This window comes from Mariniflexile ostreae, assembly GCF_042427585.1.
Taxonomy (GTDB): domain Bacteria; phylum Bacteroidota; class Bacteroidia; order Flavobacteriales; family Flavobacteriaceae; genus Pseudalgibacter; species Pseudalgibacter ostreae.
In genome coordinates this window covers 54,336-70,340 of sequence record NZ_JBHMFC010000006.1, presented here as the reverse complement: position 1 = coordinate 70,340, position 16,005 = coordinate 54,336, and the positions used below count along the sequence as shown (strand labels likewise).

Annotated in this window: 21 protein-coding genes; 11 read left to right on the top strand and 10 right to left on the bottom strand. The window is 35.1% G+C overall.

Going from position 1 to position 16,005, the window contains the following annotated elements; genetic code table 11:
* The first annotated feature begins 112 nt into the window (after window positions 1-112).
* From ACFFU9_RS01715 to ACFFU9_RS01705, 3 genes are all read left to right on the top strand, one after another.
* Window positions 113-1,039 (top strand): DMT family transporter, encoded by a 927-nt coding sequence (locus ACFFU9_RS01715; protein WP_379859630.1) that lies wholly within the window; start codon window positions 113-115, stop codon window positions 1,037-1,039.
* Window positions 1,040-1,109: 70 nt separating this feature from the next.
* Window positions 1,110-1,988: a cell division protein FtsX gene (locus ACFFU9_RS01710; protein ID WP_379859629.1), complete on the top strand. Its 879-nt coding sequence runs from the start codon at window positions 1,110-1,112 to the stop codon at window positions 1,986-1,988.
* 93 nt (window positions 1,989-2,081) lie between these two features.
* A complete protein-coding gene (locus ACFFU9_RS01705; protein ID WP_379859628.1) occupies window positions 2,082-2,336 on the top strand; it encodes a DUF3098 domain-containing protein in 255 nt (84 codons plus the stop codon).
* A gap of 45 nt (window positions 2,337-2,381) precedes the next feature.
* Here the strand turns inward: ACFFU9_RS01705 and ACFFU9_RS01700 are convergent, their stop codons facing one another.
* The gene (locus ACFFU9_RS01700; RefSeq protein WP_379859627.1) at window positions 2,382-3,506 is read right to left on the bottom strand and encodes a glycerate kinase; all 1,125 of its coding nucleotides are present in this window, start codon (window positions 3,504-3,506) and stop codon (window positions 2,382-2,384) included.
* Between the two features lie 96 nt (window positions 3,507-3,602).
* On the opposite strand from ACFFU9_RS01700, the gene ACFFU9_RS01695 reads away from it, so the two are divergent.
* From ACFFU9_RS01695 to ACFFU9_RS01685, 3 genes are all read left to right on the top strand, one after another.
* The gene (locus ACFFU9_RS01695) at window positions 3,603-4,388 is read left to right on the top strand and encodes an undecaprenyl-diphosphate phosphatase (RefSeq protein ID WP_379859626.1); all 786 of its coding nucleotides are present in this window, start codon (window positions 3,603-3,605) and stop codon (window positions 4,386-4,388) included.
* Window positions 4,388-5,086, top strand: coding sequence for a tRNA pseudouridine(55) synthase TruB (truB, locus tag ACFFU9_RS01690; protein WP_379859625.1), 699 nt, complete (start codon window positions 4,388-4,390; stop codon window positions 5,084-5,086). Before ACFFU9_RS01695 ends, truB begins: the two co-directional genes overlap by 1 nt.
* Window positions 5,087-5,222: 136 nt before the next feature.
* The gene (locus ACFFU9_RS01685; RefSeq protein WP_379859624.1) at window positions 5,223-5,864 is read left to right on the top strand and encodes a hypothetical protein; all 642 of its coding nucleotides are present in this window, start codon (window positions 5,223-5,225) and stop codon (window positions 5,862-5,864) included.
* On the opposite strand, the gene ACFFU9_RS01680 is transcribed toward ACFFU9_RS01685, so the two are convergent.
* Window positions 5,848-6,465: a thioredoxin family protein gene (locus ACFFU9_RS01680; protein ID WP_379859623.1), complete on the bottom strand. Its 618-nt coding sequence runs from the start codon at window positions 6,463-6,465 to the stop codon at window positions 5,848-5,850. The two genes, ACFFU9_RS01685 and ACFFU9_RS01680, sit on opposite strands and share 17 nt — an antisense overlap.
* Window positions 6,466-6,568: 103 nt before the next feature.
* Here ACFFU9_RS01680 and ACFFU9_RS01675 point away from each other — a divergent pair, with 103 nt between their 5' ends.
* Window positions 6,569-7,138, top strand: a complete 570-nt coding sequence (locus ACFFU9_RS01675; RefSeq protein ID WP_379859622.1) for a DNA-3-methyladenine glycosylase I — start codon at window positions 6,569-6,571, stop codon at window positions 7,136-7,138.
* A 24-nt stretch (window positions 7,139-7,162) separates the two neighbouring features.
* Window positions 7,163-7,837 carry a DUF2490 domain-containing protein gene (locus tag ACFFU9_RS01670; RefSeq protein WP_379859621.1) on the top strand — a complete coding sequence of 225 codons (675 nt, stop codon included), beginning with the start codon at window positions 7,163-7,165 and terminating at the stop codon, window positions 7,835-7,837.
* A gap of 71 nt (window positions 7,838-7,908) precedes the next feature.
* Here ACFFU9_RS01670 and aat read toward each other — a convergent pair whose 3' ends face one another.
* The gene (gene aat, locus ACFFU9_RS01665) at window positions 7,909-8,535 is read right to left on the bottom strand and encodes a leucyl/phenylalanyl-tRNA--protein transferase (RefSeq protein WP_379859620.1); all 627 of its coding nucleotides are present in this window, start codon (window positions 8,533-8,535) and stop codon (window positions 7,909-7,911) included.
* A gap of 93 nt (window positions 8,536-8,628) precedes the next feature.
* Window positions 8,629-9,006, bottom strand: coding sequence for a DUF3127 domain-containing protein (locus ACFFU9_RS01660; RefSeq protein WP_379859619.1), 378 nt, complete (start codon window positions 9,004-9,006; stop codon window positions 8,629-8,631).
* Between the two features lie 151 nt (window positions 9,007-9,157).
* Here ACFFU9_RS01660 and ACFFU9_RS01655 point away from each other — a divergent pair, with 151 nt between their 5' ends.
* On the top strand, window positions 9,158-10,315 hold the full coding sequence (locus ACFFU9_RS01655) for a sensor histidine kinase (protein WP_379859618.1): 1,158 nt from the start codon (window positions 9,158-9,160) through the stop codon (window positions 10,313-10,315).
* Entirely contained in the window at window positions 10,312-10,653 is a 342-nt protein-coding gene (locus tag ACFFU9_RS01650; protein WP_379859617.1) for a hypothetical protein, read from the top strand. Before ACFFU9_RS01655 ends, ACFFU9_RS01650 begins: the two co-directional genes overlap by 4 nt.
* On the opposite strand, the gene ACFFU9_RS01645 is transcribed toward ACFFU9_RS01650, so the two are convergent.
* Both ACFFU9_RS01645 and greA read right to left on the bottom strand, forming a co-directional pair.
* The gene (locus tag ACFFU9_RS01645; RefSeq protein WP_379859616.1) at window positions 10,637-11,026 is read right to left on the bottom strand and encodes an HIT family protein; all 390 of its coding nucleotides are present in this window, start codon (window positions 11,024-11,026) and stop codon (window positions 10,637-10,639) included. The two genes, ACFFU9_RS01650 and ACFFU9_RS01645, sit on opposite strands and share 17 nt — an antisense overlap.
* Window positions 11,027-11,142: 116 nt before the next feature.
* Window positions 11,143-11,616, bottom strand: coding sequence for a transcription elongation factor GreA (gene greA / locus ACFFU9_RS01640; RefSeq protein ID WP_379859615.1), 474 nt, complete (start codon window positions 11,614-11,616; stop codon window positions 11,143-11,145).
* 215 nt (window positions 11,617-11,831) lie between these two features.
* On the opposite strand from greA, the gene ACFFU9_RS01635 reads away from it, so the two are divergent.
* Entirely contained in the window at window positions 11,832-12,263 is a 432-nt protein-coding gene (locus ACFFU9_RS01635) for a hypothetical protein (RefSeq protein WP_379859614.1), read from the top strand.
* Between the two features lie 10 nt (window positions 12,264-12,273).
* On the opposite strand, the gene ACFFU9_RS01630 is transcribed toward ACFFU9_RS01635, so the two are convergent.
* The 4 genes from ACFFU9_RS01630 to ACFFU9_RS01615 are packed head-to-tail and all read right to left on the bottom strand — an operon-like array spanning window position 12,274 to window position 15,782.
* Window positions 12,274-12,714 carry a hypothetical protein gene (locus tag ACFFU9_RS01630; RefSeq protein ID WP_379859613.1) on the bottom strand — a complete coding sequence of 147 codons (441 nt, stop codon included), beginning with the start codon at window positions 12,712-12,714 and terminating at the stop codon, window positions 12,274-12,276.
* A gap of 15 nt (window positions 12,715-12,729) precedes the next feature.
* Complete coding sequence (gene pgi / locus ACFFU9_RS01625; protein WP_379859612.1) at window positions 12,730-14,349, bottom strand: glucose-6-phosphate isomerase; 1,620 nt, start codon at window positions 14,347-14,349, stop codon at window positions 12,730-12,732.
* The gene (locus ACFFU9_RS01620; protein WP_379859611.1) at window positions 14,350-15,645 is read right to left on the bottom strand and encodes a peptidoglycan DD-metalloendopeptidase family protein; all 1,296 of its coding nucleotides are present in this window, start codon (window positions 15,643-15,645) and stop codon (window positions 14,350-14,352) included.
* Window positions 15,636-15,782: a hypothetical protein gene (locus tag ACFFU9_RS01615; RefSeq protein ID WP_379859610.1), complete on the bottom strand. Its 147-nt coding sequence runs from the start codon at window positions 15,780-15,782 to the stop codon at window positions 15,636-15,638. The genes ACFFU9_RS01620 and ACFFU9_RS01615 overlap by 10 nt, the downstream gene beginning before the upstream one ends.
* Window positions 15,783-16,005: the final 223 nt, after the last annotated feature.

Below are 16,005 nucleotides of genomic sequence, written 5' to 3'. Positions count from 1 at the left end.
ACAAGGAAGGGTTAACAAATTAAGTTTTTTTATCCCCTTCAATTACTAGCATTATACCCTTTTCTTTAGAAATCTATTTGTAATTTTGCTGCTATTTTTAAGCATCAATACATTGAAGAATACCACAAAAGCACATTTAGCACTTTTAGGCGCCAATATTATTTATGGCGCTAATTACATTATAGCAAAAGGCGTTATGCCAGATAAAATTGGCCCCACGGCTTTCGTATTTATTAGAATCGGTTGCTGTGCCTTATTATTTTGGACCATCAAGTTTCTATTTGTAAAAGAACGAGTTGAAAAAAAAGATTTATTAACCTTAGCACTTTGCGGCCTTTTTGGAGGTGCAGCAAACCAAATGTTGTTTTTTCACGGTATTAATTTAACATCGCCAATAGACGCCTCCATAATCACTACGGCCACCCCTGTAATTGTTTTGATTTTTAGTTTTTTCATTTTAAAAGAACGCATTACTAAAAACAAAGTTCTCGGTATAACTTTGGGTTCCATTGGCGCCATATTTTTAATAGCTTATGGCAATGAGACAGAAGGCACCAGTTCCATATTAGGCAATTTACTGGTTTTGCTAAATGCCAGTAGTTACGGGCTCTATCTTGTAATTGCAAAAACATTAATGAAAAAATATCATGCCATTACAGTTGTAAGTTGGATATTCTTGCTTGGCTTCCTCATTGTGCTCCCTTTTGGATTTAATGATTTTTTAAACACCGATTTTGAGGCTTTCGATTTAAATACTTATTTAACAATTGGGTACGTTATTTTATTTACCACTTTTTTTGCTTATCTATTCAACATATATGCTTTAAATCATTTAATCCCTTCTGTAACGAGCAGTTATGTATATTTACAACCCGTGGTAAGCTTTGTTCTGGTTAGTATACTTGCTTTTGTGTTTATGCAAGAAGCTTATGCCCAAGACATCAATCTTATTAAAATACTAAGCTGTATTGTGGTTGCTAGCGGTGTCTATTTAGTTAGTAAGCCCACCAAGAAATTAAAAGAAACACAACAATCTTGAAATGATTTAGTTTAAATAAATACAGATCACGTATACTTTATTATTTTTACAGCATTAATCCATTTATTTTATGAGTTCATCATTCGAAAAACATCAAAAACGCCGCCTTATCTCGTCGTATTTTTCAGTAGTGCTAAGCATTGCGCTGGTTTTGTTTTTATTGGGTTTGTTGGGCATGCTTATTCTTAATGCAAAAAAAGTTTCCGACCACTTCAAAGAACAAGTCGTAGTCACTATTTATTTAAAAGATTCTGCTAAAGAAGTAGAAACCAAACAGCTTGAAAAAAGTTTGGCTATGGCAGATTATGTGAAAACTACCGAATATGTCTCGAAAGAACAAGCAGCAGAGTTTATGAAAGCTGAAAACGGTGAAGATTTCATGGACTTTGTGGGCTATAATCCATTACAAAACTCCATTGATGTACATTTAAAAGCAGATTTTGTAACATCTGAACATTTAGAAAAAATTTCTGCGGAAGCGCTAAACAAAAACTTTGTCGATGAGGTTACGTATGATAATGACTTGGTTAACTTGATGAATGATAATGTTAAGAAAATCAGTTTTTGGGTGTTGGTCATTAGTGGTATTTTTACATTAATCGCCGTATTGCTGATAAACAGCTCCATTCGTTTGGCTGTTTATTCAAAACGTTTTACCATAAAAACCATGCAAATGGTTGGTGCTACCAAGCAATTTATTAGGCGTCCGTTTGTATGGAAAAGTGTACGTTTAGGTATGATTGGAGCCGTTATAGCGCTTATAGGCATGGCGATTGTTTTATACTATCTAAACAAAACGTTTATAGAACTAGAATTGTTAAGCAACCCTATTTTAGTGGGGTTCTTGTTTCTTTTTGTTTTTGCTTTAGGCATTATCATCACTTGGGTAAGTACCCATATTGCAACGCAACGCTTTTTAAATTTACGTACCGATGAACTGTATTATTAAAAACAACTCGCGATTGAAAACACAAATTAGATTTACGTTAACAGGTTTACTGTAAATAAATCCGTTAATTTGTAACTTACATTATAATACGCCATGGGAGATAAAAAAAGAAAAGACACCACAAAACCAGAATTTGTTTTTGGAAAGAAAAACTATAAGTTTATGTTTATAGGTTTAATTTGTATTGCACTTGGTTTTATTTTAATGTCTGGCGGCGGAAGTGACGATCCTAATGTTTTTAACCCTGAAATATTTAGCTGGAGACGCATCCACTTAGCGCCAACCATTGTACTTATAGGTTTTGGATTTCAGATTTATGCAATTCTTTTAAACCCGGACAAAGCTTAAGTTTACCTTTTAGGCCATTGTGTTGTAAATAAAAAATCAATAAGCTTACAACCTTTTTTTAGCAAATTTTCTTGTCATATCCTTAACATAATGATAGCCGTTTTGCATGGCATCTTCTAAATTTATGGCATAATTTAATACCGCATCGGCGTAATCGATTCCTAATTGCGCCAGAGCCTTTTTCTCTAAATCTACAATACCACAAAAAGCAGCTACTTTAATTTGTTTTGCTTTAGCAGAAGTCATTATACCCGAAATTGTTTTTCCAGAACATGTTTGGGCATCCAATTTTCCTTCACCCGTAACAATCCAATCGGCATTTCTTATATTTTCGTCAAAATTGGCTAGATTTTTTATAAGCTGGATACCAGGTTGTAAACGCCCATTTAGAAACACTTTTGACGCGATTCCCATACCTCCAGCGGCACCTGCACCAATAATAGATTGTGCATCGGTATGAAAAACAGTTTTAATGATTTTGGAAAAATGTTCCAATCCTGTATCTAACATTTTAATCTCTTCAAGTGTAGCTCCCTTTTGCGCCGCATACACATACGCCGCTCCGTCTATCCCATATAAGGGATTGGTAACATCACAGGCTATTTCAAATTCAATTTGATTTAATTTCCAATGAACGTTACTGGTATCAATAGAAACTATTCGAGATAAATTGGCGCCAACAGGCTTTACTTCATTCTTTTCGTCATCTAAAAATCGATATCCTAAAGCTGTTGCCATGCCAATTCCACAATCGTTGGTAGCGCTTCCGCCGATACCTAAAATAATTTTTTTCGCACCTTTTCCTATCGCATCTACAATCATTTCCCCTGTACCCAGCGTAGTGGCATTTTTACAATCGAATTGTTCTGGTTTTAACAGGCTCAAACCAGAAGCTTTCGCCATTTCGATATATGCTGCTCTTGAGGCTCCAGAATATAAATAAGTCGCTTTAACAGGTTTAAAAAAAGGACTATTCACATCCACACACACTTCCTGTCCTTTAAGATAAAAATTAACAACGTCAATAGTACCATCGCCGCCATCTGCCAAGGGCAACTTTACTATTTCAATATTGGGATACATGCTTTTAACCCCTTCTTCAACGGCATTACAAAAGGCTAAACCTGTAAGGGAGTTTTTAAATTTATCGGGGGCTATTACAATTTTCATATGGATAAAGAAACACTTTAAAATAAGCTCTAAAATAAGATTTTTTAATTTTTGTGATATCAGCTAAATTATGTAATATTTTGATATTTTTGCGCCATGGATACACTACAAGCAATCGTTTTGGCAGTCATTGAGGGTATTACAGAGTTTTTACCTGTATCGTCTACAGGACACATGATTGTCGCCTCTTCGTTTTATGGTATAGCACAAGATGATTTCACAAAACTCTTCACTATAGTTATTCAATTAGGAACCATTATGTCTGTAATCGTTCTTTATTTTAAACGTTTTTTTCAAAGTGTTGATTTTTATTTCAAGCTATTGGTGGCCTTTATTCCTGCCGTTATTTTAGGCTTGCTATTTAACGATGCTATTGATGGCCTACTGGAAAGCCCTATAACCGTTGCCATTTCTTTAATTATTGGTGGTTTTATATTATTGAAAGTTGATGACTGGTTTGGTGATGGAGAAGGTACTGAAATCTCTTATCTAACGGCTTTAAAAATCGGTTTTTTTCAATGTTTAGCGATGATTCCTGGCGTTTCCAGAAGTGGTGCGAGTATTGTGGGGGGAATGTCTCAAAAACTATCCAGAAAAGTCGCTGCCGAATTTTCGTTTTTTCTAGCAATCCCTACCATGTTGGGCGCTACAGTAAAAAAAAGCTATGATTATTATAAAGCTGGATTTGAACTGACCCACGACCAAGTAAATCTTTTGATTATTGGAAATGTAGTTGGTTTTATTGTGGCTTTAATTGCTATTAAGTCTTTTATTAATTATTTAAGCAAACACGGGTTTAAGATTTTTGGGTATTATAGAATTATTGCTGGTGCTTTAATTTTACTCATTCATTTTTTTGTCCAAAAATTAACCGTAATCTAATGACTTCAGAAGACTATCAAACTGGCCAAGTATTATTAATTGATAAACCCCTACATTGGACCTCTTTTCAGGTTGTTAACAAGCTGCGTTGGGAAATACGGCAGGCATTCAACATAAAAAAAATAAAAGTAGGTCATGCAGGCACGTTAGACCCATTAGCAACAGGCTTACTGATTCTTTGCACGGGTAAGATGACTAAACAAATAGACACCTTTCAAGCTCAAATTAAAGAATATACGGGTACATTTGTTTTAGGGAGCACAACACCTTCTTTTGATTTGGAAACGGAAATAGATGAAACGTTTTCAACCGAGCATATTACTGATGATTTAATACATAAAACCACTGCGCAATTTACTGGTGATATCCAACAGCTCCCACCTGTATTTTCTGCTATAAAAAAAGAGGGCAAACGTTTATATGAGTTTGCTAGAGCAGGAGAAACCGTAGCAGTTAAGCCAAGAGCGGTAAATATTTCTGAATTTGAAATTACAGCCATTGATGGCCTAAGTATTCACTTTAGAGTGGTATGCAGCAAAGGAACCTACATACGCTCACTGGCCTACGACTTTGGAAGGGCCCTTCAATCTGGGGCTCATTTATCTGCTTTGCGCAGAACAAAAATCGGGGATTTCCAAGTTGAAAAGGCTTTAACTGTCGAGCAGTTTATAAATCATTTAAAAAACCAAGTTTCGTAATTTTACGTATATTTAATATCTAAAATACACGAACACCAATCTATTGCACCTATCAGACCCACATAAAGCCCTACTTATTACTTTTTTTCTTTCTGGAACCGTATTATTATTTATTTTCAATATAGGTTTAAAAAGAATGAATGATATTACTTCAGAGAGCTACTACGTCATGGAACCTGAAGAAAAACCTAGCGAAGAAGAGCTTAAAATATTAGAGGCTTTAGAAAAACTAGATGGCGCCAAAGCAGAGACCAATCAAGCTTTTAATGAAACACAAAATTCGGAACATTACGCTCAAGCGTATAAACCTATAGCACCACCTGAAGACTTCGAACCTACCAAAACAGAACCAAAAGACAGCGACAATGATGGTAAGACCGATAACGCCGAGAGCTTTGGAAACAGACCCGCTACCGCGCCCGCTATTAATGAAGAGGCCTTAGCTTCGTTTAGTAAAGTAAACGCATTGCTTAAACAACAAACAGCAGAACGTGTAAACAAAAAAAGCACCATGCACTATTCCCTAGTGGGCAGAACACATCGCTATTTGCCTACACCTATTTATTTATGCGAAGAAGGAGGCAAAATTGTTGTTAACATTAATGTAAACGCCACAGGCAATGTTACCAAAGCTTACGTGAACACCTCTTCAACGTCATCAAACGAATGCCTTATCCACCACGCTATAGAGTACGCTAAGGAAGCTCAATTTAGCGAAGACGCCTCTAAAAAATCACAGTTAGGCTCTATTACCTTCTATTTTATTGGCAAACATTAGGTTGTAATTGACATAATAACTGTGTAATATCTTCTATTATATTTTGCCCTTTATCTTTATTGTACCAATGTTGCAGATCCTCTTTAAACTCAGGTGTAAGTGCACCATGCTTAGCTATAAATCGTTTCACATAATTAGCAGCTTCTCTTGGTCTCGGACCAAAACTGCCTAAAACCTCTTGCGTTTCATTATCAATCATGATTAATTTCGGGATTGCTTTATTACCATTAGTTAAAAAAGCATCCATCAATTCGGGATTTTCATCACGAAGTACAACTTTCAAATCTATAAGGTTATTTAACTCTGCCACTTTATTAATGACAGGCATAATATGTGCGGCATCTCCACACCAGCTTTCTGTAATAACTAGCCAGGTGACCTGTTGTTTAAATTCGGATATTTTAACTTTAGAGGCCTCAGGCACCTTTAAGGTTTTATCCCAACGTTTCATCCGCTTTTCATTCAGCTTTGTATAGTTAGCCAAGTCTTCAGTTTTTTCAATCCCTGTAGTACTGTTTATTTCCACTAAACCCGCAACCAACTCTCTATATGCCTGATACGACATGCTTTTCTGTAAACTGTCTTTTATAATCGCATTCATAGTCTCTATGTTTTATAAAATAAGGAGTTACAAATTTAGACCCAACTTACTTTAATTAAGATGATATTTGTCATACTTTTACCTTCAGCCTTACAAGAACCTTATGAATGTTACAAAACACAGATGCGGTTGGTGCGCTAACGATGCTTTATATCAAGCGTATCACGACCAAGAATGGGGCGTTCCCGTTTACGACGATGCAAAGCTTTTTGAATTTCTGATTTTAGAAACTTTTCAAGCAGGCTTAAGTTGGATTACGATACTGCGAAAACGTGAGAATTTTAGAAAAGCATTTGACGATTTTGATTATCACAAGATTGCCCATTATAAACAAGATAAAACAGATGCTTTAGCACAAGACGCAGGTATCATTCGCAATAAATTAAAAATAAACGCTGCCGTAAGCAATGCTCAGGCTTTTATAAACCTCCAAAAAGAATTTGGTGATTTTAGTACTTATATTTGGGAGTTTATAGGAGGAAAACCTATAAAGAACAAAGTTAAGAATTACAAAAAAGCACTTGCTACAACCCCGCTTAGTGATGCTTTAAGCAAAGATCTAAAAAAACGTGGGTTTAAATTTGTAGGTTCCACCGTCATGTACGCCTACATGCAAGCCATGGGCATGATAAATGACCATGAAGTGGGGTGCTTTAGATATGAAGAAGTTTAATTTTTATTACCTCAACATGCCATTATGCATCTTATTAAAAACAGTTTATTAATTATTTTTATTTCTTGCCAAACATTCTCGCAAAACACGCTTCCTACATTAGGGGAGTCTACGTTTGGTATCACCCATAAAATTTCAAAAAAAATAACAAGTTCATTTTCAATACGAAGTCGATATTTTTTAAGCACTTACGCTAAAGCTAAATTTAAACAACAACAATTAGATGCCTATCATTTTTCTACACTTGCATTAAGCAACAACAAAAAAGCTAGCTTAGGTATATATTACAGAAATAGAGTTTTTTTTAATACAGGTAGCAATGAACTAAGGCTTATGCAGCAATGGCGTTATAGCAAACCGCTTACTAGAGTACGTTTGAGGCATCGATTTAGAGCCGAACAACGTATGTTGGACTCTGAAACCATTTTTAGGCAACGTTACAGGTTTGCAATTGATTTTCCTTTAAAAGGTCGCAGATTAAGTATTGGCGAACCCTATATGTTCAATTCAGTGGAAGGTTTATGGAGTTTAAACCAGGGGTCAAAACCAGAAATAGATTCTAGAACTACAACTCAAATTGGATGGCAATTATCTGAAGTTTTAAAAATACAAACAGGTTTAGAATACAGACTAGAAGCCTTTAACACGGTAGCAAAAAATTATATTTTTCTGCTAACCTCGGCCATTTTAAGAATTTAAAAAATCGCATTACGGTTGCAAACTCATTTTTTTTAAAACGATACCCCTAGCCATTTGTTAACAAGCTATGCCTATTCTAGATACTGTAAAAACAACGCTCTAGAAATCTCTTCGGCTCCCAAACTTTTCAAGTGATCCGTATAAACTTGACAATCTATAAGTTTGTAATTGGTGTTTTGAATGAACGTGATAAAGGCTACTTTACTGGCATTGCTTTCTTTAGTAAACATACTTTCACCACAAAAAACGCCATTATTTAAGTCTATGCCATAAAGCCCAGCAACCAAGCTGTTTTCTCTCCAAACCTCTACAGATTTCGCATAGCCCATGGCATGAAGTTCTATATAAGCCTCCTGCATGCTATCGGTTATCCAAGTACTATCTTGCCCAATCCGTTTCATTTTTGAGCATTCGGCTATAACTGCTTCAAAAGCTTTATTAATCGTAATGGTATAATCAGTATTACGAAGCACTTGCCTCATACTTTTTGATACTTTCAAGCGCTCTGGAAACAACACAAAACGCGGATCTGGCGACCACCATAAGATCGGGTCTTCAGGTCCAAACCAAGGAAAGATGCCCTTACGGTACGCTTCTATTAAACGTGAAGCAGACAAGTTGGCACCAATAGCCAATAAGCCCTCTGGAGAAGCCTCTTCTACGTTAGGAAATGCTGTGTTTTTACTGAGATATTTCATAAATAAATAAAAGCAAAAACCTCCATGCTATAAAAAACATAGAGGTCTTTTTATGAGTATTTCTGCTTTAGCGGAAATCACAAATCGGTTCCATTAAAAAGGCAAATCGTCGTGATCATCTTCTTTTAAGTCTCCCGCTGGCTCAAAAGCGTCCATAGGTGGTACAGGAGGCAGGTTCTCTCCTCCAGCCTCACCTTGAACGGCCTCAATGCGCCATCCTTGAATCGAGTTGAAATATTTAGTCTCGCCTTGTGGATTTACCCACTCGCGCCCACGTAAATTAATATTAATTTTTACTTGCTGGCCTTCTTTATAGCTATTCAATAAATCACATTTATCTTGAATAAATTCCACCATAATATGTTGTGGATATTGTTCATCTGTGGTTATAACAATTTCTCTTTTTCTAAACCCATTACTTCCAAAACTTTGGGTTTCTCCTAACATTTTAACTCTTCCTTGAACTTCCATTAACTTATCTCTATCTAATTAATTACTCTTATTTATGCATTTAAAAGCACAAATGTAACAAATCTCATTTGCAACAAAAAATCGTTTTACTAACATCTTAAACAATAATATTAACAGATTTGCATTATATTACAAATCTATTATAACCTCCATGATTTTCAAAAAACACAAAAACAACCTGCGCTGGTTTATGTTATCTGCTTCCTTTCTGGTCGTATCCCTTATTCTGTGGAAAACATATACCCTTTTTCAGCATTTCAAAGATGAAGAACGCACCAAAATGGAAAACTGGTCCTTTGCGCAAACTGATTTTATAAACTCTGAAACAAACGCTAATTTAGATCTCACTTTAAAAATTCTAAATAGTAACGAAAGCACCCCCATGCTGGTAATTAATAAAGATGGCAGTTTGGGCAGTTACAACAACATAGACTCCACCAAAATAAGTAATAAAAAATATGTTGAAAAATTAATTTCAAGATTTGAAAAAGAGAACAAACCCATTGCAGTAAAACTAGGATCGGATATAGTAAGCACCATTTACTATGGAAATTCAGATTTATTAAACAAGTTAAAATACTATCCATTAGCACTTTTACTCATTATTTTTCTATTTGCAGCAGTGCTTTTCTTCTTTTATAAAAGCAATAAAAGTGCCGATGAAAATAAACTTTGGTCGGGTATGGCAAAGGAAACCGCTCATCAAATAGGAACACCCCTATCTTCGTTAATAGGATGGGCCGAAATTCTAAAAACTGAAAACGTTAATCCAGAATATATCATTGAAATAGAAAAAGATATTGACAGGTTAAAAACCATTACAGAACGTTTTAGTAAGATTGGGTCTGTTCCTGTTCTTGAACTTTCTGACATTGTAGCAGAGACTATTTATGCTTACGAGTACTTAAAAACACGATCTTCTAAACTGGTGGAATTTGAGATCATTACACCATCTGAAGAAATTTCCGTAAATTTGAACAAACAGCTGTATAGTTGGACCATAGAAAATTTGGTTAAAAATGCGATTGACGCCATGAAGGGTCGAGGCAAGATATGTATCAAAATATCACAATTAGAAGATAATGTGATGATAGATATAACCGACAATGGAAAAGGAATTCCGAAAAAAGAATTTCACAGCATTTTCGAACCTGGTTTCACAACAAAAAAACGTGGCTGGGGTTTGGGTTTATCACTTACCAAACGTATTATTGAAGATTTTCATGATGGTAAAATTAAAGTATCAGAGTCGGAAATAGGAAAAGGCACGACTTTTCAAATTAATTTAAAACGCGTTTTTTTAACATGAAGCAAGACTATATCACCATAAAAGAAGTGAATTTGAACAACAACTGCCCTGAATGCTATAATAATAATGGCCTGCACGTCACTTTTTTACAAAAATTTGTAGAGACTCGCTTTTACAAATCCATAACTAGCGACCTGAGCCATAAAATGGAATGCAGAACCTGCAATAGCATGATTTATCCTGAACGTTGGACCGAAGATATTGAACGCGTTTTCGATTATCACAAAAAAGCTTCCACACCAAAAGCTCCCACTTACAAACTAAAGAAAAATGCGTGGGCTGTTATAGCGTCTTTAGCCTTTATAGTTATTACAGCTTTAATTATAGTTCTTTTTTAATAGATGCTGCAATTTCTGTAAACTCCTCATGAGAAAGGGTTACTTTTTTAATAAAGCGGGCATCATCCATATTATTTAAAGGAATTAAATGCACATGAACATGAGGCACTTCTAAGCCTATAACCGTTAAGCCAACCCGCTTGCAAGGCACAGCTTTTCCTAAAGCAATCCCTACACGTCTTGAAAAAGCCATTAACCTACTATAGGCATCTTCGTCTAAATCAAAAACTTTATCCACTTCGTTTTTAGGTATGCATAGGGTATGCCCTTTGCTATTGGGATTGATGTCTAGAAACGCCAAAAATTCTTCTGTTTCTGTTATTTTATAACTAGGAATTTCGCCGTTTATTATTTTTGTAAAAATAGATGCCATAACATTAGAGGGTTTCAATTATTGTAAATATAAAAAGATTCCTGATCATGGCGAACAGGAATCTTTTTTATATTTTTAGAATTAATAAAAGCAATGATTTCGCTTTTATTAAAAAACTATCTTGATATTTCTATAATATCAAATTTTATTATACCATTTGGGACTTGAATTTCTGCAACATCTCCAACAGATTTACCAAGTAAACCTCTTCCTATTGGTGAATTTACTGATATCTTTCCAGACTTAAGGTCTGCCTCACCATCGGCAACCAAGGTGTAATTCATTTCCATGCCGTTCGTTTGATTCTTTATTTTCACTTTAGATAGCACCAATATTTTAGACGTATCTAATTGGGACTCGTCTATAATACGTGCACCTGCCAAAGCATCTTCTAATTTTGAAATACGCATTTCAAGCATCCCTTGGGCTTCTTTAGCTGCATCATACTCTGCATTCTCACTCAAATCGCCTTTATCTCTAGCTTCCCCAATAGCTCTTGAAGCCTTTCCACGCTCTACATCCTTTAATTGTTTAAGCTCTTCCCGTAATTTTTTCAACCCTTCGGGGGTGTAATATGATACTTTACTCATAACTTTACCGTTTAATATATGATATCAATATTTTTTCGTTTTTTTTCACTAAAATGAGGCTGTCTAAAAAGTCAATTTGATAAATCAAATTTTAGTTGACTTTTTAGACAGCCTGTAACACAAAAATCTCGTTTACACGAGATAACATGTCAAATATACAAAATATTTAATTCAATTTCATTTTTGTCTTAAATTTCAACTTTAAATTATAAAACATGAGGACTCTATTATCTTTACTATGTCTTTCCCTTTGTTTATCGTGCAGCAAAAGCAACGATGAGGATGAAAACTGTAAATTTCTTTTAAATGTGGGAGTTGGTCTTCGCATTAATTTAAACCTTCCTGAATTTGGGAATTTACAATCTCCAGGCAACTCCATACGTATTTCCAATGAAGGCAATGCAGGTATTATAATTGCCAATACAGGATCGGGCTATACGGCCTGGGATGCTAGCGACCCCAACCATATCCCGAGCGCCTGTTCTGCTCTTTCTGCAAACGGTTTACAAGGCACTTGTGGCTGCGATGATAACACCTATAGCTTTGTAACTGGGCAACTTTTAAACAACAGTAGTGGCTTAAGATGTTCCTTAAAAAACTATCGTGTTGAAAAAACGGGGAACAGTCTTTTTATTAGCAACTACTAACAATTGTACTTTAAGCCAACCAAGCACTCCAAGGAATTCGCGACAAAACCAAAATCAGTCCAAGCGTATAAAATACGGCGATGTTCTTCAGTTTTTTTGTAGAAGTCAGTTTCTTTTTGTGTTTTGAATACCCTATAGTAATAAGCGCTACAGCGATAATATTAATTAAAGGATGCTCTACTAAATACAGTCTGTAAACGGAGTCCTTCATCACGCCACCCATCCCTAATTCACTAAATGCCTGCAATCTTGGCGACACAAAATAAAGTACCAAGCCTATTAATAGTTGAATATGAGATACTATTAAAGTAAATAGAGAAATCCTAAAGTCTTTGGCATCATATTCTTTTTTTCCAAAAGATTTAATTAAGGCATTTACAACTGCAATAATTAAAATGATAAGCACTAAATAGGCCCAATACGAATGAAGTAATTTTACTGTGTTATACATAATGCTAATATTTTTTTATGATAAATTTTTATAATGATTTAGAAGATTGCTTGTAGACGAATCGTGGGCATTATTAACCGTACCACTAAACTCCTTTAAAATTTTACTAGCCAATTGCTTGCCCAGCTCTACTCCAAACTGATCGTAACTGAAAATGTTCCAGATAATCCCCTGTACAAATATTTTATGCTCATACATCGCGATAAGTTTCCCTAGGCTTTCTGGAGATAGCGTGTTGATAAATAATGTATTTGTGGGCTTATTCCCTTTAAACACCTTAAACGGAACGATATTAGGAGCGGTATTCTCTTTAACAACTTCTGTCTCTGTCTTTCCATTTAATAAGGCTTCCGTTTGCGCTAAAAAATTTGAAATCAATTTATCTTGATGGTCTTGATTACCATGTAAAGCGTTTACAAATCCTATAAAATCTGCTGGTATCAACTTAGTCCCTTGGTGTATTAACTGAAAAAAAGCATGCTGTGAATTGGTTCCTGGTTCTCCCCAAATAATTGTTCCTGTTTGATAATCTATCGGATTTCCTTTTCTGTCAACACTTTTACCATTACTTTCCATTATACCTTGTTGCAAATACGTGGCAAATTGATTTAAGTATTGAGAATATGGAATGATGGCTTCGCTTTCAGCATGAAAGAAATTATTGTACCAAACACTTATCAATGCAAGAATAACAGGAATATTGCTATCAAAGTCTTCGTTTTCAAAATGATTATCCATTTTGTTCGCGCCTTTCAATAGGCTATCAAAATTAGAATAACCAACGGCTAAACTAATCGTTAATCCTACTGCACTCCAAAGTGAAAACCTACCGCCAACCCAGTCCCACATAGGGAAAACATTATTTTCATCAATGCCGAAATTTTTAACGCTTTCAATATTAGTAGAAACCGCCACAAAATGCTTTGCAATCGCATCTTCATTAGCCGATTTCAAAAACCACTCTTTTAGCGTATTGGCATTAGATAAGGTTTCTTGAGTGGTAAAGGTTTTAGAAACGATGACAAAAAGTGTTGTTTCTGGATTTAGTTTTTTTATAACTTCATTAACATGGTCTCCATCTACATTGCTTACAAAATGCGTGGTCAAGTCGTTTTTGTAAAACTGCAAAGCCTCCACGACCATAGCTGGCCCAAGATCAGAACCTCCAATACCAATATTTACTACATCTGTAAAAGCCTTTCCTGTAAAACCTTTTCTTTTCCCCTTTAAGACTTCATTAGTAAACGATTCTATTTTTTGTTTAACGGCATACACTTCAGGCATCACGTTTTCACCATCTACTATAAATTTTGAGCTTTTTGGGGCACGTAAAGCCGTATGTAAAACCGCTCTTCCCTCTGTTTCATTTATAATTTCTCCGGAAAACTGACTCTTTATGGCATCTTTTAGCCCAACCTCTTCAGCCAACTGCAAAAGATGTTTTAAAGTCTCGTCCGTAATTCTATTTTTAGAAAAATCTAAATAAAAATCTTCCCATTTAATAGTCATTTTATTTGCTCTGTTCTTATCTTGAGCAAACAAATCTTTCATGTGAACGTCTTTCACAGCTTCAAAATGCTTTTGAAGTTGTTTCCACGCCTTTGTTTCTGTTGGATTCTTGGTTGGTAATGCCATTTAGTTAGTCTTTGATATTAAGTTTTTATTTGAATTCCCTTCGTTAGCTATTTGTTTTTTATAAGGAATGCCATCCAACTGTTTCTTTATTGGAGGTATAAACTCTAAGTACTTAGATTTTAAAGCATCACTTATAGGTTCCGATTGTGGTAATTTCTCTTTAAAAGGGTCGACCTGTTTTCCATTTTTCCAAAAACGGTAGCATACGTGCGGACCTCCAGTATTTCCAGTCATTCCAACCCATCCTATAACATCACCTTGTTTAACATGATCACCAACTTTAACTTTACGTTTCTGCATATGCAGGTACTGGGTCTCATAAGTAGAATTGTGCCTTATTTTCACATAATTTCCATTACCTCCTTTATACCGAGATTCTGTAACCGTTCCATTTGCTGTAGCTAAAATAGGAGTCCCTACGCTTGCAGCAAAATCAGTACCTTTATGAGGGCGTAGAGCAAAACCATAATAGGCAATTCTTCTATTTAAATTATATCGAGAGGATATTCTACTAAACTGAACAGGTGCTTTTAAGAAAGCTCTTCTTAGGTTTTTTGCTTTTTCATCAAAATAATCATAAACCCCTTTAACCGTATCGGTTTCAAACCTGAAAGCATAAAAATCTTCGTTTTTATGATTAAACAACGCCGCTTTAACCCTATGGATTCCGGCATAGATGGTGTCGTCTATAAATTTATCGGTGTAAATAACCTTAAAACTATCTCCTTTTTGAAGTCTTCTAAAATCAATCGTCCATGCAAAAATTTCATCTGCTAACTTATTGGTCAAAACAGGACTTACGCCTTGCTCTTGCAACGTTTCAGAAATACTGCTATTAATAAAGCCTGTAACGGTATTCTCAACGTATTTAATAGGCTTTGTACTGGTATAGGCATGAATAGAGTCTTCAAAATTAATAACGACATATTCTATCAAGTTGGGTTGATAAATAAAACATTTAGGTGTTTCCAAAGAATCTTTAGCACATAAAAGGGTATAAGGCTTCCCTATTTGCAAACGTCTAATATCGAAGGTGTCCTTAGCCTTTTCACTAATATGAAATATTTTCGGATACCCTATTTTATTCCGTTCTAAAATAGCACCAAAACTATCACCACTTTTTACGGTATCCCTTTTAACTATAAAATCGTTTAAATTAAAACCAAATTCATAAAGTTCTGGTTCGGCAGCTTCCACTACCGCTAACTCGCCTTCTAAGTCTGAATCCTCTGAGGTATCTTTGCAGGCTACAAAACCAATAGCTAATAACAAACAGACTAATCCTTTTATTCCCATTCCCTTAATTCCTTCTTTATCCGTAAATCTGGAAAAAATATTCTCTTTTGATATTTTGGATGCATGTATTTTACCCATTCACTTCCTTCTGTTGCTTCGGCAGTTTTACTACCTGTTTTTAAATAATGACTTGCCATTTTACAATATACCTCAACCTTGTTAAGTTACGGTAAGATCATAAAAGTGCATGGCATCAACCTACTGTTTGTTTTTTGTTTGCTTTTGGAGAATGTCTCAAAAACAGCCCACCAATTGCATGTATCATGAAATTTTGCAAACTTAATGAATTCGTCTTTGTTTCTCTATTCAAAAACTGTTAATGTATCTGTTTTTTAACAGTTTTACAAGCTTTTTATGCAG